Source organism: Actinoplanes sp. NPDC051537, from assembly GCF_055586105.1.
This window is the reverse complement of the sequence record NZ_JBVJIU010000003.1, coordinates 62,264-81,637: the sequence shown is the minus strand read 5'-3', so window position 1 is coordinate 81,637 and position 19,374 is coordinate 62,264. Positions and strand designations below refer to the sequence as shown.

General features: G+C 71.7%; 20 protein-coding genes and 1 riboswitch. Of the genes, 4 read left to right on the top strand and 16 right to left on the bottom strand.

Annotated elements, in window-relative coordinates; genetic code table 11:
- Positions 1-2 precede the first annotated feature (2 nt).
- From ACZ6TB_RS07295 to ACZ6TB_RS07265, 7 genes are read right to left on the bottom strand one after another with little or no spacing between them, the layout of a single operon-like run.
- Positions 3-764, bottom strand: coding sequence for an SRPBCC family protein (locus ACZ6TB_RS07295; RefSeq protein WP_465551608.1), 762 nt, complete (start codon positions 762-764; stop codon positions 3-5).
- A complete protein-coding gene (locus tag ACZ6TB_RS07290) occupies positions 761-1,639 on the bottom strand; it encodes an AAA family ATPase (protein ID WP_465551606.1) in 879 nt (292 codons plus the stop codon). The genes ACZ6TB_RS07295 and ACZ6TB_RS07290 overlap by 4 nt, the downstream gene beginning before the upstream one ends.
- Positions 1,636-2,307, bottom strand: a complete 672-nt coding sequence (locus ACZ6TB_RS07285; RefSeq protein ID WP_465551604.1) for a nucleotidyltransferase family protein — start codon at positions 2,305-2,307, stop codon at positions 1,636-1,638. The genes ACZ6TB_RS07290 and ACZ6TB_RS07285 overlap by 4 nt, the downstream gene beginning before the upstream one ends.
- Positions 2,280-3,155: an XdhC family protein gene (locus ACZ6TB_RS07280; RefSeq protein ID WP_465551602.1), complete on the bottom strand. Its 876-nt coding sequence runs from the start codon at positions 3,153-3,155 to the stop codon at positions 2,280-2,282. The genes ACZ6TB_RS07285 and ACZ6TB_RS07280 overlap by 28 nt, the downstream gene beginning before the upstream one ends.
- An 8-nt stretch (positions 3,156-3,163) precedes the next feature.
- Positions 3,164-5,557: an aerobic carbon-monoxide dehydrogenase large subunit gene (locus tag ACZ6TB_RS07275; RefSeq protein WP_465551599.1), complete on the bottom strand. Its 2,394-nt coding sequence runs from the start codon at positions 5,555-5,557 to the stop codon at positions 3,164-3,166.
- A complete protein-coding gene (locus tag ACZ6TB_RS07270) occupies positions 5,554-6,027 on the bottom strand; it encodes a (2Fe-2S)-binding protein (RefSeq protein WP_465551597.1) in 474 nt (157 codons plus the stop codon). The genes ACZ6TB_RS07275 and ACZ6TB_RS07270 overlap by 4 nt, the downstream gene beginning before the upstream one ends.
- 4 nt (positions 6,028-6,031) lie before the next feature.
- The gene (locus ACZ6TB_RS07265; RefSeq protein WP_465551595.1) at positions 6,032-6,907 is read right to left on the bottom strand and encodes an FAD binding domain-containing protein; all 876 of its coding nucleotides are present in this window, start codon (positions 6,905-6,907) and stop codon (positions 6,032-6,034) included.
- Between the two features lie 121 nt (positions 6,908-7,028).
- On the opposite strand from ACZ6TB_RS07265, the gene ACZ6TB_RS07260 reads away from it, so the two are divergent.
- Together ACZ6TB_RS07260 and ACZ6TB_RS07255 are read left to right on the top strand one after the other, a co-directional pair.
- A complete protein-coding gene (locus tag ACZ6TB_RS07260; protein ID WP_465551593.1) occupies positions 7,029-8,099 on the top strand; it encodes an XdhC family protein in 1,071 nt (356 codons plus the stop codon).
- 145 nt (positions 8,100-8,244) lie between these two features.
- Positions 8,245-8,392, top strand: a riboswitch (cyclic di-AMP (ydaO/yuaA leader).
- Positions 8,393-8,398: 6 nt separating this feature from the next.
- A complete protein-coding gene (locus ACZ6TB_RS07255) occupies positions 8,399-8,905 on the top strand; it encodes a C40 family peptidase (RefSeq protein WP_465551591.1) in 507 nt (168 codons plus the stop codon).
- An 81-nt stretch (positions 8,906-8,986) separates the two neighbouring features.
- Here the strand turns inward: ACZ6TB_RS07255 and ACZ6TB_RS07250 are convergent, their stop codons facing one another.
- Together ACZ6TB_RS07250 and ACZ6TB_RS07245 are read right to left on the bottom strand one after the other, a co-directional pair.
- The gene (locus ACZ6TB_RS07250; protein ID WP_465551590.1) at positions 8,987-9,679 is read right to left on the bottom strand and encodes a Pr6Pr family membrane protein; all 693 of its coding nucleotides are present in this window, start codon (positions 9,677-9,679) and stop codon (positions 8,987-8,989) included.
- Positions 9,676-12,423 carry a DEAD/DEAH box helicase gene (locus tag ACZ6TB_RS07245; protein WP_465551588.1) on the bottom strand — a complete coding sequence of 916 codons (2,748 nt, stop codon included), beginning with the start codon at positions 12,421-12,423 and terminating at the stop codon, positions 9,676-9,678. Before ACZ6TB_RS07245 ends, ACZ6TB_RS07250 begins: the two co-directional genes overlap by 4 nt.
- 87 nt (positions 12,424-12,510) lie before the next feature.
- On the opposite strand from ACZ6TB_RS07245, the gene ACZ6TB_RS07240 reads away from it, so the two are divergent.
- Positions 12,511-13,242 (top strand): HAD family hydrolase, encoded by a 732-nt coding sequence (locus tag ACZ6TB_RS07240; RefSeq protein WP_465551586.1) that lies wholly within the window; start codon positions 12,511-12,513, stop codon positions 13,240-13,242.
- A 91-nt stretch (positions 13,243-13,333) separates the two neighbouring features.
- Here ACZ6TB_RS07240 and ACZ6TB_RS07235 read toward each other — a convergent pair whose 3' ends face one another.
- The 7 genes from ACZ6TB_RS07235 to ACZ6TB_RS07205 all read right to left on the bottom strand — a co-directional run bounded on the left by ACZ6TB_RS07235 (position 13,334) and on the right by ACZ6TB_RS07205 (position 18,255).
- Entirely contained in the window at positions 13,334-13,612 is a 279-nt protein-coding gene (locus tag ACZ6TB_RS07235) for a hypothetical protein (protein ID WP_465551584.1), read from the bottom strand.
- 102 nt (positions 13,613-13,714) lie between these two features.
- Entirely contained in the window at positions 13,715-14,614 is a 900-nt protein-coding gene (locus ACZ6TB_RS07230) for a diacylglycerol kinase family protein (protein ID WP_465551582.1), read from the bottom strand.
- A 14-nt stretch (positions 14,615-14,628) separates the two neighbouring features.
- Entirely contained in the window at positions 14,629-15,594 is a 966-nt protein-coding gene (tatC, locus tag ACZ6TB_RS07225; RefSeq protein ID WP_465551580.1) for a twin-arginine translocase subunit TatC, read from the bottom strand.
- Positions 15,595-15,603: 9 nt separating this feature from the next.
- Positions 15,604-15,927 (bottom strand): Sec-independent protein translocase subunit TatA, encoded by a 324-nt coding sequence (gene tatA / locus ACZ6TB_RS07220; RefSeq protein ID WP_465551578.1) that lies wholly within the window; start codon positions 15,925-15,927, stop codon positions 15,604-15,606.
- A gap of 165 nt (positions 15,928-16,092) precedes the next feature.
- Positions 16,093-16,305 carry a hypothetical protein gene (locus tag ACZ6TB_RS07215; protein ID WP_465551576.1) on the bottom strand — a complete coding sequence of 71 codons (213 nt, stop codon included), beginning with the start codon at positions 16,303-16,305 and terminating at the stop codon, positions 16,093-16,095.
- Between the two features lie 10 nt (positions 16,306-16,315).
- The gene (locus tag ACZ6TB_RS07210; protein WP_465551574.1) at positions 16,316-17,284 is read right to left on the bottom strand and encodes a helix-turn-helix transcriptional regulator; all 969 of its coding nucleotides are present in this window, start codon (positions 17,282-17,284) and stop codon (positions 16,316-16,318) included.
- The gene (locus ACZ6TB_RS07205) at positions 17,281-18,255 is read right to left on the bottom strand and encodes a helix-turn-helix transcriptional regulator (protein ID WP_465551572.1); all 975 of its coding nucleotides are present in this window, start codon (positions 18,253-18,255) and stop codon (positions 17,281-17,283) included. Before ACZ6TB_RS07205 ends, ACZ6TB_RS07210 begins: the two co-directional genes overlap by 4 nt.
- Before the next feature lie 61 nt (positions 18,256-18,316).
- Here ACZ6TB_RS07205 and ACZ6TB_RS07200 point away from each other — a divergent pair, with 61 nt between their 5' ends.
- Positions 18,317-19,363: a cation diffusion facilitator family transporter gene (locus ACZ6TB_RS07200; RefSeq protein WP_465551571.1), complete on the top strand. Its 1,047-nt coding sequence runs from the start codon at positions 18,317-18,319 to the stop codon at positions 19,361-19,363.
- Positions 19,364-19,374 lie beyond the last annotated feature (11 nt).

The following is a 19,374-nucleotide window of genomic DNA, read 5'->3' as shown; positions in this document are numbered from 1 at the left end:
GGTCAGCGGCGGGCGACGAGCCAGGCGATGACGGCGCCGACCACGATCACGCCGGCCACCACCGGGAGGGCCCGCTTGTAGAAGGAGCCGCCGGCGATCTGGAGGAGGTCGAGCGGCTCGGGTTCCTCGGTCGCCGCCAGGACGGGGGCGGCGGCGGGGGCGGGCGACAAAGGAGTCGCGGGAGTCGGCTCGGCCTCGGCCACGGTCGCCATCTCGTCCTCGGCGGGGGTCGCGGTCGCCGTCGCGGCTTCGGGAGCGGGCGTGTCGTCGGCATGCTCGGCGTCGCCCGCCGGAACGGACTCTGAAGCCACGGCGGGCTCCTCCTTCGCCAGCTTCTCCTCCAGGTTGGCGACGAACTGGGCCAGCAGCTTGGCGGACACCTCCTTGATCATGCCGCTGCCGAACTGGGCCAGCTTTCCACTGATCTTCAGGTCGGTGTCGACGCTTACCGCCGTACGGTCGCCGTCCGGGGTCAGCACTGCCGTTACCAGCGCCGTCGCGTTGCCGGCCGAGCGGGCGTCACGGCCCTTCGCGTCGATCACCGCGCGGTGTGCCGTCTCGTCCTTCTCGGTGAATCGGGCCGTACCGGCGAAATCGGAGATCACCGGGCCCACCTTGACCTTGACCTTGCCCTGGTAGACGTCGCCGTCCACGCCGGTCAGCTGGGCGCCGGGCATGCACGGCGCGATGCCCTCGAGGTCGGTGAGCATCCGCCAGGCGCGGTCGATCGGGGTGTGCACGGTGAACTCGTTCGTGATCTTCATGGCGTCTCCTGGGAGGCCGGACCGGCGGCGTGAACGGCGCCGGCGACGACGAGCCGGTCGTCGGGTGTCTTGGCGATCGTGCCGAGCGTGCGCAGCATGTCGTCGGGAACGAGCTCGGTGACGCCGAGCGCGGCGAGGGCCGACACCCAATCGATGGTCTCGGCGAGGCCGGGGGCCTTGTCCAAGTCCAGCAGGCGTACGCGTCCGATGAACTCGGTCGCGCCGGCGATCAGGGGATGGGTGGCGCCCGGGACCGCGCGCCGGACGATCTCGGCGGCCCGGGCCGGCGCCGGGAACTCGATCCAGTGGTAGAGGCAGCGCCGGCGCAGGGCGTCGTGCAGGTCGCGGCTGCGGTTCGAGGTGAGCACGACGACCGGCGGCCGGGCGGCGGTGAAGGTGCCGAGCTCGGGAACGGTCACCGACGCCTCGCCCAGGAACTCGAACAACAGGGCCTCGAACTCGTCGTCGGCGCGGTCGATCTCGTCGATCAGCAGCACCGGCGGGGTGGGGCCGGCATGGCGTACGGCGCGAAGGATCGCTCGTTCCTGCAGAAACTCGGCCGTGAACAGGTCGTCGTCGGCGAGCCGCTCGTGCCGCGCCTCGGCCAGCCGGATCGCGAGGAGCTGGCGCTGGTAGTTCCACTCGTAGAGCGCCTCGCCCGCGGTCAGGCCCTCGTAGCACTGAAGCCGGATGAGCGGCGTGCCGAGCGCCAGCGCGAGCGACTTGGCGGCCGCGGTCTTCCCGACGCCGGGCTCGCCCTCGAGCAGCAGCGGCTTGCCCAGGCGCAGGGCCAGGAAGATCGCCATGGCCAGGCCGTCGTCGACCAGGTAGTCCACCGCGTCGAGCCCCCGGGTGACATCCTCGGGCCCGTTCACCGGCTCTCCCCCGCGAGCCGAGTCGGCTCCGCGAGCCGTGTCTGTCCCGCGAGCCGGCTCTCTCCCGCGAGCCGGCCATCCCCGGCCAGCAGGCGCCGGTAATCGTCGCGCGTGTCGACGTCGATCGGGACCGGGCCGGCCGCCGCCACCTCGGTCACCGGGTAGCGGCCACTGTGCAGCAGCTTCCAGACGGCCTTGTCGCCGTGCAGGGTCGCGAGCTCGTCGAACAGCTCGCGCCGGAACAGGAACGGGTGGCCGAGCCCGTCCTCGTAGCGGCAGATCGCGATCGGGCTCGTCCGGGTCATGAGCAGGCGCACGTCGTCCGGATCGATCCCCGGCTGGTCGCCGAGCAGCAGCACGAGCGCGTCACCCGTGACAAACGGAACCGCGTTCCGGATCGACCCTCCGCACCCTTCGGAAAAATCCCGATTTTCCACGAAGAGGCAGTCGGTGAGATCGACCTTTTCCCGTACGTCGCCGGCCGAGCCGCCCAGCGTGACCAGCAACTGGTCGAACCCGCAGGCCCGAGCCATGTCGAGGGTGGCGTCGAGCAGTGTCCGGCCGCGGTAGGGCAGCAGCTGCTTGGCCTCCCCGAGCCGCAGCGACCCGCCCGCGGCGAGCACCAGCCCACTGACCGTCATCACGCCGCCGCGAACCGATCCCGGCACCCGGCACAGCAGAACCAATGATCGACCCCGTCCACGACGGCGTGCGGGGTGCCGTCGGCGATGACGACGGTCATGCCACAGACGGGATCGACGGCGGTCCGCGAAACCTCGGTGACGGGAATCGTTCGGGGTTTCACCGGCTCGAGTCCGCCTCCGCGAAGCTCTCGAACGATTTCGGCCAGCACCGACAGGGCGATCTCCTGGTGGGTGCGAGCGCCGATGTCGATCCCGGCGTGGGGACGGATCCGCGCGCGCTCCTCGGCGGTGAGGCCGAGCGCCTCCAGCACCGCGCCGCTGCGGGTCTTGCTGGCCACCAGCGCGATCAGGGGCACGCCGGCGTCCAGGGCCGCGCGGATCGCCTGCTCGTCGTCGCGGCCGAGACCGGCCACCACCACGGCGCCGGCCCCCTCGTACCTCATCGGCTCGGTGATCTGAAGATCGAGGAACTCGGCCAGGGTGACCACCGCCGCCCCGATCGGGGTCGTCGTGCCGGCCACGCCGATCAGCGGGCGCGGCAGCACCGGCCGCAGGAAGATCTCGATCGCGCCGCCGGAGAGGCACGGGTTGACCACCACCAGCGCGCCCGGCGCCGCGGGGAACGATTCGCCGTCGGGCAGCACGCGCAGCAGCAGGGAACGGCCGTCGCGCAGCGTGTCGAGGGCCGCCGCCCGCACCGACGTCTCCGCGCAGACCCCGCCGACGAAGCCCTCGATCGACCCGTCGGCGAGGATCACCGCGTCGTCGCCCGGCACCGCGGACGTCGGCGCCTGGGCGCGCACCACGGTGGCGTGCACGAACGGCCGGCGCTGGCCGGTCAGCTCGTGCACGCGATCCGCAATTTTGATCATGGTGAGCCTCAGATCGGCGGCGTCGCCCGGCCGCGCATGGCGTCCCACACCCGCGAGGGAGTGAGCGGCATGTCGGCGTGGCGGACGCCGAACGGCTTGAGCGCGTCGACCACCGCGTTCACGATGGCCGGCGGCGAGCCGACGGTGGCCGACTCCCCCACGCCCTTGGCGCCGATCGGGTGGTGCGGCGACGGGGTGACGGTGTAGCCGGTCTCCCAGTCGGGCACCTCGAGCGACGTCGGGATCAGATAGTCCATGAGGGACGCGCCGAGGCAGTTGCCGTCCTCGTCGAAGGCGATCATCTCCATCAGCGCCATGCCGACACCGTCGGTGAGGCCGCCGTGGATCTGACCCTCGATGATCATCGGGTTGATCCGGGTGCCGCAGTCGTCGACGGCGATGAAGCGGCGCACCTTGACCTGCGCCGTTCCCGGGTCGATGTCGACGACGCAGATGTACGCGCCGTGCGGGTAGGTCAGGTTCGACGGGTTGTAGCAGATCTGCGCCTCGAGCCCGCCCTCGACGCCGTCCGGCAGGTCGCCGGCGCCGTGCGCGCGGAACGCGACGTCCTGAATGGTCACCGACTTGCCGGGGTCGCCCTTGACCTGGAACGCGCCCTTGACCCACTCCAGGTCGGCGACCGACACCTCGAGCATCGCCGAGGCGATCAGCTGCGCCTTGTCGCGGACCTTCCGGGCGACCAGGGCGGCCGCGGCGCCGGAGACCGGGGTGGAGCGGCTGCCGTACGTGCCGAGCCCGAACGGCGTCTGATCGGTGTCGCCGTGCACGACCTCGATGTCCGCCGGCGGGATGCCGATCTCCTCGGCGACGATCTGCGCGAACGTCGTCTCGTGGCCCTGCCCCTGGGTCTGCACCGACAGGCGCACCACGGCCTTGCCGGTCGGGTGGATCCGCAGCTCGCACCCGTCGGCCATGCCGAGGCCGAGGATGTCCATGTGCTTGCGGGGCCCGGCGCCGACCGCCTCGGTGAAGAACGCGATGCCGATGCCCATGAGCTCGCCCCGGGCCCGCTTCTCCTCCTGCTCCTTTCGCAGGTCGGCATAACCGGCGATGTCCATGGCCAGCCGCATGGTGGGCTCGTAGTTGCCGCTGTCGTAAACCCAGCCGGTCTTCGTCTCGTACGGGAACTGCTCGGGTTGAATGAAGTTCTTGAGGCGCAGCTCGGCGGGATCCATGTCCAGCTCGTGGGCGAGGCAGTCGACGATCCGCTCCACCAGATAGACCGCCTCGGTGATGCGGAACGAGCAGGCGTACGCGACACCGCCCGGCGCCTTGTTGGTGTAGACGGCCGTCATCTTGCAGTACGCGGCCTGGATGTCGTAGCTGCCGGTGAAGACGCCGAAGAACCCGGCCGGATATTTGACCGGCGCCGCGGTGCCGTTGAAGGCCCCGTGGTCGGCCAGCACATTGGTGCGGATCGCGAGAATGCGACCGTCGCGGGTGGCCGCGATCTCGCCGCGCATGATGTAGTCGCGCGCGAACCCGGTCGAGATGAGGTTCTCGGAACGGTCCTCCATCCATTTCACCGGCTTGCCGGTCAGGATCGAGCCGACGATCGCGCACACGTACCCGGGATAGATCGGCACCTTGTTGCCGAAGCCGCCGCCGAGGTCGGGCGAGATCACCTGGATCTTGTGCTCGGGGATGCCGGCCACGATCGCGTAGAGCGTGCGGTGCGCGTGCGGCGCCTGCGTCGTCGACCAGAGCTTCAGCTTGCCCTCGACGGCGTCGAAATCGGCCACCGCGCCGCAGGTCTCCATCGGCGCCGGGTGCACCCGCGGATAGACGATGTCCTCCTGGACGACCACGTCGGCCGACGCGAAGACGGCGGCGGTCGCCTCCTCGTCGCCGGTCTCCCAGTCGAAGACGTGGTTGTTCTCCTTGCCCTGCAGGTCGTCGCGGATCAGCGGCGCGTCCGGCTCGAGCGCGCGGCGGGCGTCGATGACCGGGTCGAGCACGTCGTACTCGACCTCGATGAGCTCGAGGGCGTCGCGGGCCGCGTACCGGTCGTCGGCCACCACGAAGGCGACCTCCTGGCCCTGGAAGCGGACCTTGTCGGTGGCGAGCACGGCCTGCACGTCGTTGGAGAGGGTCGGCATCCAGGCCAGGCCCTTCTCGGCGAGCATCGCGCCGGTCACGACCAGCCGCACGCCGGGGCTCGCCTCGGCGGCGCTCGTGTCGACGCTCAGAATGCGGGCGTGGGCGAACGGCGAGCGCAGGATCGCCAGGTGCAGCATGCCCGGGAGCTGGATGTCGTCGGTGTAGCGGCCGCGGCCGCGGAGGAAGCGCGGGTCTTCCTTGCGCAGCATCCGGCCGAACCCGACCGGCTTCTGGTCGTTGTCGTCGAACGACGTGATCTTGGGCTCATGGACCGCGGTCATGACGTCACCGCCGCTTCGTGAACGGCCGCCCACCGCACCGATCGGACAATCGTGGCATATCCGGTGCAGCGGCAGATCTGGCCGGAGATGGCCTCGCGGATCTCGGCGTCGGTCGGGTCGGGATTCTTGTCGAGCAGGGCGCGGCAGGTCATCATCATGCCCGGCGTGCAGAAGCCGCACTGGAGGCCGTGGCACTGCATGAAGCCCTCTTGGATCGGGTCGAGCTCGCCGCCCTTGGCGAGACCTTCGACGGTACGCACCTCGTGGCCCCCGGCCATGGCGGCCAGCACGGTGCACGACTTGACGGGCTCGCCGTCCAGCCACACCACACACGTGCCGCAGTTGCTGGTGTCGCAGCCCCAGTGGGTGCCGGTCAGCGCGAGCACGTCCCGCAGGAAGTGCACGAGCAGCAGCCGCCCCTCGATCTCCCGGGTGACCTCGACGTCGTTGACGGTCATCGTGACCTGCATCGGTTCAGCTCCTCGCCCGCTCGACGGCCTTGCGCAGGGTCCTCCGGGTCAGCTCGTCCGCGAGGTGGCGCTTGTACTCCTCGCTGCCCCGCTGGTCGGTGACCGGGTCACAGCTGCGGGCGGCGATCTCGCCGGCCCGCTCGTAAAGCTCCTCGCTCGGCTGCCGGCCGCGCATGATGTCCGAGATTTCGCGAATTCCGGTGGTATTGGGGCCAACGGCGGCCAGGCCCACCCGCGCGTCGTCGATCGCGCCGCCTCCGCCGAGCCACACCGCCGCGCCCGCGGACACCACGGCCCAATCCCCGGCGCGGCGCTCCACCTTCTCGTAGGCGCTTCCGCCGCCGGCGCGGCGCGGGATCCGGATCTCGGTGAGGATCTCGCCGTCGCCGACCGCCGTCTCGTACGGCCCGACGTGGAACTCCTCCATCGACACGACCCGCTCGACGCCGCCCGGGCCGCGGATCACGCACGCGGCGTCGAGCGTCGTGCACACCGCGGAGAGATCCTCCGACGGGTCGGCCTGGCAGAGCGAGCCGCCCAGCGTGCCCCGGTTGCGCACGACCGGATCGGCGATGACCCGCTCGGCGTCCCGGAAGATCGGGAAGGCCGCCGCGAGCTCGTCCGACTCGAGCAGCTCGCGGTGGCGGGTCAGCGCGCCGATGCGTACGTCATCCGCACCGACCCGGATATAGCCGAGTTGATCGTGAAGCGGGTTGATGTCGATAAGATATTCGAAGTTGGCCAGGCGCAGCTTCATCATCGGCAGCAGGCTGTGCCCGCCCGCCACGAGCCGCGCCGAGCTGCCCAGACGTTCCAGCAGCCCGATGGCATGGTCCACACTGGTGGCACGTTCGTACTCGAACGGAGCCGGAACCTGCACGCTGCACCTCCCTCAAATTGCCCGTGAATCTGTCTCGCATCCGGATCAATGTCAACAGCGACCTAAGGGATCTCTTAACTCGGCGTTGACGATCGCGGCGCCGATCGCGGAAGGTACGGCCGTGCGGGACATCGTGGACGGACTGATCGCGTGGCGGGCCGAGGGCATCGCGTTCGCGGTGGCCACGGTCGTGCGCACGTGGAACTCGGCCCCGCGGCAGCCCGGCTCGGCGATGGCCGTCAACGAGCACGGCGAGGTCCTCGGCAGCGTCTCCGGCGGCTGCGTCGAGGGGGCGGTCTACGCGGCCGCCGAGGAGGTCATCGAGACCAAGAAGGCGCAGCAGCACACGTACGGGGTGAGCGACGGCGACGCCTTCGAGGTCGGTCTCACCTGCGGCGGCACCATCGAGCTGCTCGTCCAGCCCTCGGTCGCGCTCACCGACCTCGACGACGTGCTGGCCGCCCTCGCGTCCGGCCGCCCGGTCGCCACCGTCTCGATGACCGACAACCAGCTCGTGATCTGGCCCGACAAGGTCGTCGGCACGCTCGGCGACCCCGGCCTCGACCGCGCCGCCGAGCAGCAGGCCGCCGGCATGCTCTCGGCCGGCGCCACCGGCACGGTCCACCTCGGTTCGCACGGCGAGCAGCGCCTCGAGGACATCGAGGTCTTCGTGCAGACGTTCCTGCCCCCGCCCCGGATGATCGTCTTCGGCGCCATCGACTTCGCCGGCGCGGTCGCCCGGATCGGCGGCTTCCTGGGCTACCACGTCACCGTCTGCGACGCCCGTCCCGTCTTCGCCACCCGCAAGCGGTTCCCGAGCGCGGACGAGCTGATCGTCCAGTGGCCACACCACTATCTGGAGTCCACGTCGGTCGACGAGCGGACCGTGCTCTGTGTCCTGACTCACGATCCCAAGTTCGACGTGCCGCTCCTCGAGGTCGCGTTGCGCACGCCCGCGCGCTACATCGGCGTGATGGGCAGCCGCCGCACCCATTCCGACCGGCTGCGCCGACTGCGCGAGGCGGGCGTGTCCGAGACCCAGTTGGCCCGGTTGTCCGCTCCGATCGGTCTCGACCTCGGCGCGCGCACCCCCGAGGAGACGGCCGTCGCGATCGCGGCGGAGATCATCGCGACCGCCTGGGGCGGGTCCGGTCTGCCCCTCACCGGCCTCGACGCCCCGATTCACGGGTAGCCATCCGGTAGCGGCTGCTCGTTTTGCTGCCGGATCCCGTTTCCCGGCCCGATCGATTCTTGCGCTGCCACCGCGCGTTCTCGCCGGTGGCCGCCACCCGCCGCGGGGACGCCGAGTCCCGCCCACCGCGCGGCGGTCCATGACCTGTCTCCGATCGGAAACTTCAGTGGGCGGGAGCGGGGAACCCGATTGCGCCGGCCATCGCGCCGGCTTGGGGTGAGGTCGCATCGCGCGACGGGCCGCCTTCAGGCCCAACCCGACAGCTAACCTCGCAGGCGGTTGAAGGACCAGGATCCTCCGTGCTCTCTGCTGTCCGTTCCACGGTTGTCGCTGCCCTGATCGCCCTTCTCGCCGCTTTCGTGGCTTTCGAGGCCACTCCCGCCGCGGCCGCTCCGGCCTCTCCGGCCGCCTCCGCCCGGTATTCGTCCGCCGCGGCCGCCCGCCTCCTTCAGGAGCGCGGCGCGCGCGTGGTGGCCGCGGCCCGCTCCCAGCACGGCAAGCCCTACCGCCACGGCTCCGCCGGCCCGCGAGCGTTCGACTGCTCGGGCCTGACCACCTACGCCTACCGCGCGGTCCACATCAAGCTCCCCCGCACCGCGAACGCCCAGTACCACGCCGCCCACCCGGTCAGCCGCGCCACGGCCCGCCCCGGCGACCTGGTCTTCTGGGTCACCGGCCGGCACGCCTACCACGTGGCCGTCTACGCCGGCGGGGGCCTGGTCTGGCACGCCCCCAAGCCCGGCGACAAGGTGCGCCTCGCGAAGATCTGGAGCCCGCGCGAGGTCCGCTTCGGCCGCGTCGGCTAGCTCTCCGCCTCGCCCAGTTCTCCGCTTCGCCCAGCTCTCCGCTTCGCCCAGCTTTCCGCGTCGCCCAGCTCTCCGCGTCGCCTAGCTTTCCGCGTCGACGGTCTCGGGCCGGCGCCGGGTTTCGTCCGATTCCACCGGCGCCGGGCCGCGACCCCGGGACATCGACCGGTCGAGGCCGACCACGAGCGCGCCCAGCACCCCGAACATCACGCCCAGCTGCAGGAACTGGAGACCCACCCAGCCGTACCCGTGCCCGGTGGGATCGAGGAAGAAATACGGGTAGCGCACCGACGCCGCCGGGAACAGGCCGCCGCGTACCTCGATCATCAGTCCGTAGCCCAGCGGGTAGGCGATCCACAGCGGAATGTCGCGCCAGTGCACCCGGCGGCGCGGCCCGAACGCCACCCAGTCGGCCAGCACCAGCACCGGGACCACGTAGTGCACGAGGAACAGCGACCAGTTGGTCAGCGCGGTCGCCGGGTCGTCCGCGGTCAGCCCCGGCAACGGGTTCGCCCCGTGGTTGAGCAGGAAATGCGAGACCAGGCCGGTGATCAGGATCCACAGCGTGACCGCGCCGCGCCACCGCGGCGCCGGCGGCTCGACCGTAGCCCGCTTGACCATCCAGTAGAGCGCGCCGGTGAAGTAGGCCAGCGTGATCAGGTTGCTCTGCGCCGTGTAGTGGATGACCCGGTGATCGCCGAGCAGCAGCCCGGCCGCGCCGCACCCGGCGATGACCGCACGCAGCCCGAACTGCGGCGTGCGGTAGACCGTCACAGCTCGCCCTGGTAGGCCAGCACGCCCCGGTTGACCGCGCCGATGGCCTTGCGGGCCGCGGCCCGCACGCTCTCGGAGGCGGCCGGCGCCTCCTTGACCTGGCCGAGCAGGTCGAGCACCTGCCGCGCCCAGCGCACGAAGTCACCGGCCGGCATGTCGGCGTCGTAGTTGTGCCCGCTCGCCAGCACCCGGGCCAGCGGCTCGCCGCGCGCCCAGCGGTACATCGGCCAGACGAAGCCGGGGTCGGGCTCGCGGGTGAGCTGAAGCCCGTGGTCGGCCTCGTCGGTGGCGATCTCACCCCACAGCTTGGTGCACGCGTCGACGGCGGAGGTGACCGCGCCCTTCGGCACCGAGGCCCGGTCGTCGCCCTCGCGGCGCGACTCGTAGAGCACCATGGACACCGCGGCGGCCAGCTCATCGGGCTGGAGGCCGTCCCAGACGCCCTGGCGCAGGCACTCGGCGACCAGCAGGTCGGCCTCGGACCAGATGCGGCCCAGCATGCGGCCGGTCTCGGTGACCTCGCCGTCCGGCGAGAGGTAGCCGCGGCCGCGCAGGACCGCGCACACCTGGTCGAACGTGCGGGCCAGCGAACCCGTACGCCCGGCCACCTTGTCGCGCAGGGCGTCGGTGTCGCGCTGCAGCCGGTGGCGCCGCTCGGCCCACCGCGCGTGCTCCTCCCGCTCGGGGCAGGCGTGGCACGGGTGCTGCCGCATCCGCACCTTGAGCAGCGCGATCTCGGCATCCTCGCCGGTGTTGCCGCCTCCTCGCCGGCCGCGCCGGCCGCCACCATGACGATCGAGGCCGGTGGCGGAGACCTGGGCGGCGAGGTCGCGGCGGGCGGCGGGCGAGCGGTGATTGAAGTGCTTCGGTACGCGGATGCGCTCCAGCACCTCGACCTCGGCCGGGAAGTCGGCGGGGCTGACCCGGCCGGCCCACCGATCCTGGGTCAGCACCAGCGGCCGCGGCTCGCCGAACCCGCCCGTCGGCGCCTCCAGCACGACGGCCAGCCCGGCCCGGCGGCCCTGCGGCACCCGGATGACGTCGCCGACCCGCAGCCGCTCCAGCGAGGACACCGCCGCGGCCCGGCGCTGGTTGGCCCCCTGCCGGGCGAGCGCCTTCTCCCGGTCGGCGATGGCGACCCGGATGGCGAAGTACTCGTCGAAGTCGCCGTGGTGGCACGCGGCGTCCTGCCCGTACGTCTCCATGGTGTCGACGTTGCGCTGCACCTGTCGCGCCAGCCCGACCACCGACCGGTCGGCCTGGAACTGCGCGAACGAGGACTCCAGCAGGTCGTGCGCCTGGTCGGCGCCGACCGAGCCGACCAGGTTGACCGCCATGTTGTACGACGGGCGGAACGACGACCGGAGCGGGTAGGTGCGCGTGGACGCGAGCCCCGCGACGTGCCGCGGGTCGACCTCGGGGCTCCAGAGCACGACCGCATGGCCCTCGACGTCGATGCCACGGCGCCCGGCCCGGCCGGTGAGCTGCGTGTACTCCCCCGGGGTGAGGTCGACGTGGGCCTCGCCGTTGAACTTGACCAGCCGCTCGAGCACCACGCAGCGGGCCGGCATGTTGATGCCCAGCGCCAGGGTCTCGGTCGCGAAGACCGCCTTGACCAGGCCCTGGACGAAGCACTCCTCGACGGCCTCCTTGAACGCGGGCAGCATGCCGGCGTGGTGGGCCGCGACGCCCCGCTCGAGCCCGTCCAGCCACTCCCAGTAGCCCAGCACGGACAGGTCTTCCCGCGGGATGCCGGCGACCTTGGCGTCGGCGATGCGGCGGATCTCGGCGCGCTCGCCGGAGTCGGTGAGCCGCAGCCCCGCGCCCAGGCACTGCTGCACGGCGGCGTCGCAGCCGGCCCGGCTGAAGATGAACAGGATCGCCGGGAGCAGCCCGCCCCGCTCGAGCCGGTCGACCACCTCGGCCCGCGGCGGCGGCTGCCATCGCCGGCCCCGCCCACCGCGGCTGCCCGGCCCGTACGACCGGTCGGTGAGCTCGAGCCGGCGCTCCATCTCGCGCGTGTAGCGCAGCAGCTCGGGGTGCACGTCGTGTTTGCGGGCCGCGTCGGCGTCGTGGAACAGGTCGAACATGCGCCGGCTGACCAGCATGTGCTGCCAGAGCGGGACCGGCCGGTGCTCGCTGACCACCACCTCGGTCTCGCCACGCACGGTGACCAGCCAGTCGGCGAACTCCTCGTAGTTACTGACCGTCGCCGACAGCGAGACCAGGGTCACCGACGCCGGGAGGTGGATGATCACCTCCTCCCAGACCGCGCCGCGGAACCGGTCGGCCAGGTAGTGCACCTCGTCCATCACCACGTACGCCAGGCCCTTGAGGCTTCTGGAACCGGCATAGAGCATGTTGCGCAGCACCTCGGTGGTCATCACCACCACCGGCGCATCGCCGTTGATCGCGTTGTCGCCGGTCAGCAGCCCCACCTTGTCGGGCCCGTAGCGCTCGACGAGATCGTGATACTTCTGGTTGGACAGCGCCTTGATCGGCGTGGTGTAGAAGCATTTCCGCTCGCCCGCCCGCAGCGCGAGATGCACGGCGAACTCGCCCACCACCGTCTTGCCGGCCCCGGTCGGCGCGCACACCAGGACACCGCTGCCCCGCTCGAGCGACTCGCAGGCCGCCCGCTGGAAGTCGTCGAGGTCGAACCCGACGTCAACCATGAAATCCTCGAGCGCCGGGAACTCGGCCCGCCGTTTGGATTGGGCATACCGCTCGGCGGGACTCGTCATGACCACAAGGCTAGTTCGTGGGTGTGACAACTTGCAGCACCGGCGGTTGCGTCCCAGGCTGTCGGACCGGGTAGGTATGGTGCACCCGTGCCGGAGACCGCTCACCCTCCCCATCGGCCGTCCCGTCAGGTCGACGGCGTGCTGTTCGATTTCCACGGCACGCTCGCCCAGGTGGAAGACCCCGTGCAGTGGGTGCAGGCGGCCGCGGTGGCCTGCGGGCACGAGCTCGAGCGGGGAAAGGCCACGATGCTGGCCGACCGTCTGGTGATGGCCGGGCGGGCCGGCGGGCCGCTGCCGAGCCGGGTGCCGCCCCAGCTGGCCGAGCACTGGGCCGACCGCGATCTCTACGCACACAGCCACCGCGCGGCGTTCACGGGCCTGGCGGCGACGGTGCCCAGCGACATCGAGGGCCTGGCGGACGCCCTCTACGACCGGCTGCTGGGGCCGGAGGGCTGGTTGCCGTACGCGGACACCGAGCCGACCCTGCGGACGCTGCACGAGGCCGGGATCAAGGTCGCGGTCGTGAGCAACATCGGTTTCGACATCCGGCCGCACTTCGCCGCCTGGGGAATGGACGCGCTGGTCGACGCGTACGCGTTGAGCTACGAGGTCGGCCGCACCAAGCCCGACCCGGCAATCTTCCTGCGCGCCTGCGGCATGCTGGGGGTCGCCCCGGAGCGCACGCTGATGGTCGGCGACACCCCGGCCGACGCGGGCGCGGTAAGGGCGGGCTGCGCGGCGCTGGTGCTGCCGGCGTCCGAGCCGGGCCACCCGAACGGCTTGACCGCGGCGCTGGCGTTGGCGGGCTGCGCCGCCTGAGGCGCCCTGGGGATATCCCCGCCGAATTGTCGTACCCGGGCCGTAACGTGTCCCCACCCAGTGAACGGGGTGGGGAACTGCAGCCGCCCGATCAGGCGTAGGCGTCCAGCACCGTGCCCTGGCGGACGCCACGCTTCGGCTTCTCCGGCGTGGACGGGGCGGCGGCCGCCTTGGTCTCCGACGCGGTCATCAGGCCCTCCGTCGCGGGCTTCGGCGCCGCGTTGTCGCTCTGGCCGGCGGCGGTGGCCTCCTCGCCGGCGGGCGGCACGGCGGCCTCGGCCATGGCCTTCAGCGTCGAGCGGGCCGTGTCGAAGGCGGTGTTGGCGAGCGAGGCGGCACCGGTGAAGGAGCGAAGAGAGCTGAGCGACATGCCAACACGTTCGGCCGCGAGGGGCGGAACTGACCGTGAGGCGTCCCCCGCAACCCGACCGCTCCCGGTGGTCTCCTCAAGGCGGCGCCACCACAACAAGAGTCAGCGGAGCAACTGCAACGCGCCGGGGATGCAGGTTATCTCCAGCGGGAGCGGGCCCAACCGCTCGCCGTCGGCGTACGCGATAATGCCGTCCGAGTGCAGCCTGACCTGTTTCGCCCGAAATGTCCGGACGCGTGGGTCGGTCACGTGCGTGCCCGAGCGCAGGCGCGGCTTCAGGCGGGCCATGGCGGCGCGGCTCAACGGCGCGGCGGTCACCACGTCCAGCAGACCGTCCGTAGGGTCGGCCGCGGGAACGATGCGCAACCCTCCCCCGTACGACGGGCAGATGCCGACCGCCACCAGCGTTCCCTCGAAGCCGTGGTCGACGCCGTCGATCTCGAGGGCGTAGAGGCGCGGACGGACGCGGACCATCTCCAGGGCGATGGCCAGGTCGTAGCGGCGCGGGCCACGGGGCCAGCGCATGCGGTTGGCCCGCTCGTTCACGATCGCGTCGAAGCCGGCGGCCAGGACGGCGCCGAACCAGCGGACCTCGCCGTCGGTGCCGGTGGTGCGGGCCAGGTCGATCGGGACGGCGTCACCCGAACGCAAGGCGTCGGCGATGTCCGCGGCGGCCACCAGCGGGTCGGCGGCGACGCCGGTGCCGGCGGCGAAGTCGTTTCCGGTGCCGGCGGGCACCACGCCGAAGCGGACGGGGCGCGCGGCGGCCGCCTGGAGGGCCAGGTGGACCGTGCCGTCGCCGCCGACCGCCACCAGGGCGGCGCAGCCGTCGGCGACCGCGCGGTGGCAGGCCTTCTCGGCCTCCTCGGCGGACGAGGCCTCGAGCAGGCGCACGGGGTGGCCGGCGGCGCCGAGGCGCTGCACGACCCCGGGAAGCAGACCGCGGTGCCGGCCACGCCCCGCCGTGGGGTTGGCCAGCACCGCGATGTCACCGCTCGTCATGGCGGGCGATGTTACTACGTCATGTCGTCGAAACGGCCCTCGAGCGGCAGCGGCTTGCTGACCGGCGTCGGTCCGTCGACGGGGCTGGGCGCCTCGATCGGGTCGGACGCGCCGACCGGCACGCGGTCGTCCTCGAGCGGGGAGATCGTGTCGTCGTCGAGATCGGCGTAGATCTCGCGGCCCCGGCCCTTGCGCCGGTCGTTGATGAAGCCGATGCCGACCGCGATGAAGTAGAGCAGCACCATGCAGGCGGCGAGCAGCGTCATGCCGAACGGGCCCGGGTCGGGGGTGGCGACCGCGGCGAACGCGAACGACAGGAAGATCACGATCCGCCACCAGCCGAGCAGCCGGCGGGCCGAGACCACACCGGTGAAGTTCAGCATGAGCAGGATCAGCGGGAACTCGAAGGCCGCCCCGAACAGCAACAGCATGCTCGAGACGAAGCCTAAGTAGCTCCCGACCTCGAGTTTCGTCGGTTCGCCCAGGACGCCGGCCTCCATGATGAAGGCCAGGCTGTGGCCGACCACCAGGTAGGCCAGCACGGCGCCGGTGACGAACAGCGGCGCCGCGATCGCGACGAAGATGTACGCCCACTTGCGCTCGTGCCGGTGCAGGCCGGGCGCGATGAACGCCCAGAGCTGGTAGAGCCAGACGGGCGCGCCGACGATGATGCCGACCCACAGCGCGATCTTGAGCCGGATGATCAGGCCGTCGCCGACACCCAGAACCAGGAAGTCGCAGTACGGCGTGCCGTCCGCCCGCCTCGACCAGGAGGACGGCAGCGCGCAGTACGGCTCCTTCAGCAGGTCGAAGACCCAGTTCGACAGGATGAAGCCGACGATGAGGCCGACGACCAGGCCGAGCGAGGCCACGAAGAGCCGGTTACGCAGCTCCCGGATGTGGTCGATCAGCGTCATCGAGCCGTCGGCGGCCTGCTCGAACTTGCTGGGCCGCCCCTGACGGCGAAGGGTCAGCGCCATGACCGACGGTCAGCGGTCGTTGGTGCGCTGCACCGGGTCGACGTACGGCTGCGCCGGCGGCTGCTGGTACTGCTGCTGCGGCTGCGCCGGAGGCGGCTGGTAGCCCGGGGCCGGCGGCTGCTGCACGTCACCCTGGATCGGCTGGCGCGAGTACTGCGGCTCCGCCTTCTCCGCGGTGTCGTTGTGCTCGTCGATGAGGCCCTTGGTCTCAGCCTTGATGATGCGCAGCGAACGGCCGAGCGACCGGGCAGCGTCCGGAAGCCGCTTCGCGCCGAAAAGCAGCACGAGTACGACCACGAAGATGGCGATGTGCCATGGCTTGAGGGCACCCATGGAAAACTCCAGTCGATCGGATCAGTTAGTGCGGGGTCCATCGTACGTGTCAATTCTGGTGAAGTAGCCCACCGGACCCCGGAGGATTCTCTCTCCGCCCCGCGAAGTCTTGGACAACGGGGAAGGAACGCCGCACGGTACGGCACCTCACCGCTTCTGTAAAGATTACTGACGGTGCGGCACGCGGGCCTCGACCTGCGCCACCGTCTGCTGCAGGACCAGCAGTTTCTCCTGCAACTGCAGCGCCTCCTCGCGCCGGTACTGCAACCTCGCCATCGCCCGGCCCAGCCCGCCGAGCCGGCCGAGCAGCCGGATGCCGGCCACGGCCAGGATGACGACAGCGACGACGATCACGGCGATCCAGATCCACAACAGCACGGGGGCCACCCTACCGGGCGGGCGAGCTGTACTGGTCGAGCGCCGCCGTGGCCTGTTCCCGGATGCGCCGCAGCAGCTCGGGCGGGCCGACCACGGTCACGTCCGGGCCGAGGCCGAGCAGCAGGCGCTGGGCCCAGCCGAGGTCGGACACCCGCATGGTCACGAGCCACTCCCCCGACGAGGAGGACGACGGGCGCACCTCCTCGACCGGGTAGTACTCGGTGATCCACCGGCTGTGCCGGCCCACCCGCAGCGTCATCAGCGGCAGGTCGGCGGTGGGTTTGAAGACGCCGGTGCTCACGTCCTGCGGCTCGGCCGTGGGCGGCGGCGCGGCCGGCTCGTCGAGCTCGGTGAACGCGTCGATCCGGTCGACCCGGAACATCCGGGTGGCCTCGGCCCGCCGGCACCAGGCCTCGAGGTAGGCCCGGCCGGCGACCATGAGCACCCGCATCGGGTCGATCACCCGCTCGGTCGTCTCGTCCCGCGCGGCCGTGTAGTAGGTGATCCGCAGCGCGTGCCCGCCCTCGACGGCGGCCCGGATCTTGTCGAGCTTCTCGGCGTTGGCCGGCAGCTTGACCGCGACCGGCGCGTCGGCGAGGTCGCCGGCCGCGTTCTCGATCTTGGCGAGGGCGCGCTCGATGACGTCGCGGGTGCCGGTGCCGGGCGTCTCGGCGAGCATCCGCAGCGCCACCACCAGCGCGAGCGCCTCGTCCTGGTTGAGCCGCAGCGGCCGGTCGATGCCGGCGTCGTGGCTGATCGTCACCCGGTCGCCGTCGAGCGCCATGTCGATGAGGTCGCCCGGCCCGTACCCGGGGAGGCCGCAGACCCAGAGCAGCTCGAGGTCCTCCCGCAGCTGCCGCTCGCTCACGTCCAGGTCCGAGGCCGCCTCGGCGACCAGGATGCCGGGCCGGGCGAGCAGGTAGGGCACGAGGTTGAGCAGGCGGCCGAGCCGGTCGACGGAGGTGCGCGGGCCGGTCATGCCGCCACCACGCCCTCGTGCCGGGCCACGACCTCCTTGAGCTGCTGGATCACCGCGTCGCGGACCTCGGGCGGGCCCTCGACGAAGACGTCCGGCCCGTACCCGGCCAGCGTGGAGGCGAGCCGCTCGGCGTCGGCGAAGGGCAGCGTGAGCCGGTCGCCGTCCGCCGACAGTGCCCAGCGGCGCAGGCCGGCCGCCTTGCCGGGCTTGACCACGACGGAGGCGCGGCCGGTGCGCTGGACCGGCCCGTCGAACCCGGCCACGTGGGAGATCAGGTCGAGCTGCGCGGGCGGGACGAAGGCCCCCGGGCGGCCGACCTGGCGCACGTTCCCGACGATGCGCGAGAGCCGGAAACACCGGGTCGCCGAGCGGTCGCGGTCGTGCCCGACCACGTACCACCGGCCGCGCCAGCAGACGACGCCCCACGGCTCCAGACGACGGGTGGCGGGGTCGTCGACCTCCGGCACCCGGTAGCTGAAGGTGACCGCGCGGCGATCGCGGGCGGCGCTGGTGAGCGGACCGAAGGCGGGGTCGACGGTCATCACCGGCTCGACGCCGAGGGTGGCCTGCGGGTCGACCTCGACACCGGCCGCGCGCAGCTTCGCCAGGCCCGACGAGGCGGCCGCGGCCAGGCCGGCGTGCTGCCAGAGGCGGGCCGCGATGCCGACCGCCGCGGCCTCGTCCGGCTCGAGGATGATGTCGGGAAGCGCGTACTCGCGGTGCGCGATGCGGTAGCCGGGCTCCTGGTCGAAGATGCTCGCGGTGCCGGTCTCCAGCGGCACGCCGAGCTCGCGCAGCTCGGCCTTGTCCCGCTCGAACTTGCGCTGGAACGCCTCGTGGTCGCGCCAATCCGAGGGATCGTGCTCGTAGCCGGGCACGGTCGCGGCGATCTGCGCGGCGGTCAGGAACCGTCGCGTGGACAGCAGGCAGATCACCAGATTGACCAGGCGCTCGGTGCGGGTCCGCGACACGAGAGGCAACGCTAGCAGCAGCGGGGCCCGCACTGTTATTTCGTAACCGGCGGGGGGAAGGATGATCAGCGTGACCTCTGAGCAGAACCCCGCCGAAGAGACGCCCGTCGGGCTGGCCGGCGCCGAGCCGCTTGCCGCGCCGGACGACGCGAAAGGCGAACAAGGGGGCAACGAGAGCGTCGGCACGGTCATCCTGGCCGGCTCGGCCAACCTCGCGATCGCCGTGGCCAAGCTGGCGGCGGGCCTGGTCTCGGGCTCGTCCGCGATGCTCTCCGAGGCGGCCCACTCGCTGGCCGACACTATCACCGAGGTCTTCCTCTACGTCGCGCTGGTACGCGGCCGGCAACCGGCCGACGAGGAGCACCCCTTCGGCTACGGCAAGGAGAGCTTCGTCTGGGCCTTCATCGCCGCGCTGTTCACCTTCGTCGGCGGCGCCGGCTTCTCGATCTACCACGGCATCACGGCGATCGTGACGGACGAGAAGAGCGGGGAGTTCGTCTGGTCGTACGTGGTGCTGGCGATCTCGTTCGTCGCCGAGGGCACCTCCTTCCTGCGCGCCCAGCGCCAGGTGGCCGGCGAGTCCCGCCGCTGGGGCATCAGCCGATCCCGGTTCCTGCGCCTGACCCCGGACACGACGGTGAAGGCGGTCTACTTCGAGGACTCGGCCGCCCTCGTCGGCCTGGTCCTCGCCGCGCTCGGCCTCGCGCTCACCGAGATGACCGGCGACGAGCTCTGGGACGGGATCGCCTCGATCGCGATCGGCGTGCTGCTCTTCCTGGTCGCCGCGATCCTCGCCCGCAGCAACGCGTCGCTGCTGGTCGGGCGCTCGGTGCCGCGCCGCATCCACAACCAGATCGCCGCCGACCTGGCCGGCATCCCGATCGTGGTGGCCGTGCCGACGCTGCTGACCATGCAGCTCGGCCCGGGCGACATCCTGGTGGCGGCCAAGGTCGACTTCGAGGACGAGGTCACCGGCGGGGAGATCGAGGACGCCTCCGACGAGGCCGAACGGCGGCTGCGGGCCCGATACCCCGGCATCCGGTACGTGTTCCTGGACCCGACCCGGGGCACGGCCGGTCGCCACCACGTCGACGGCGGGATCGAGTAGCCTCGCCGGTC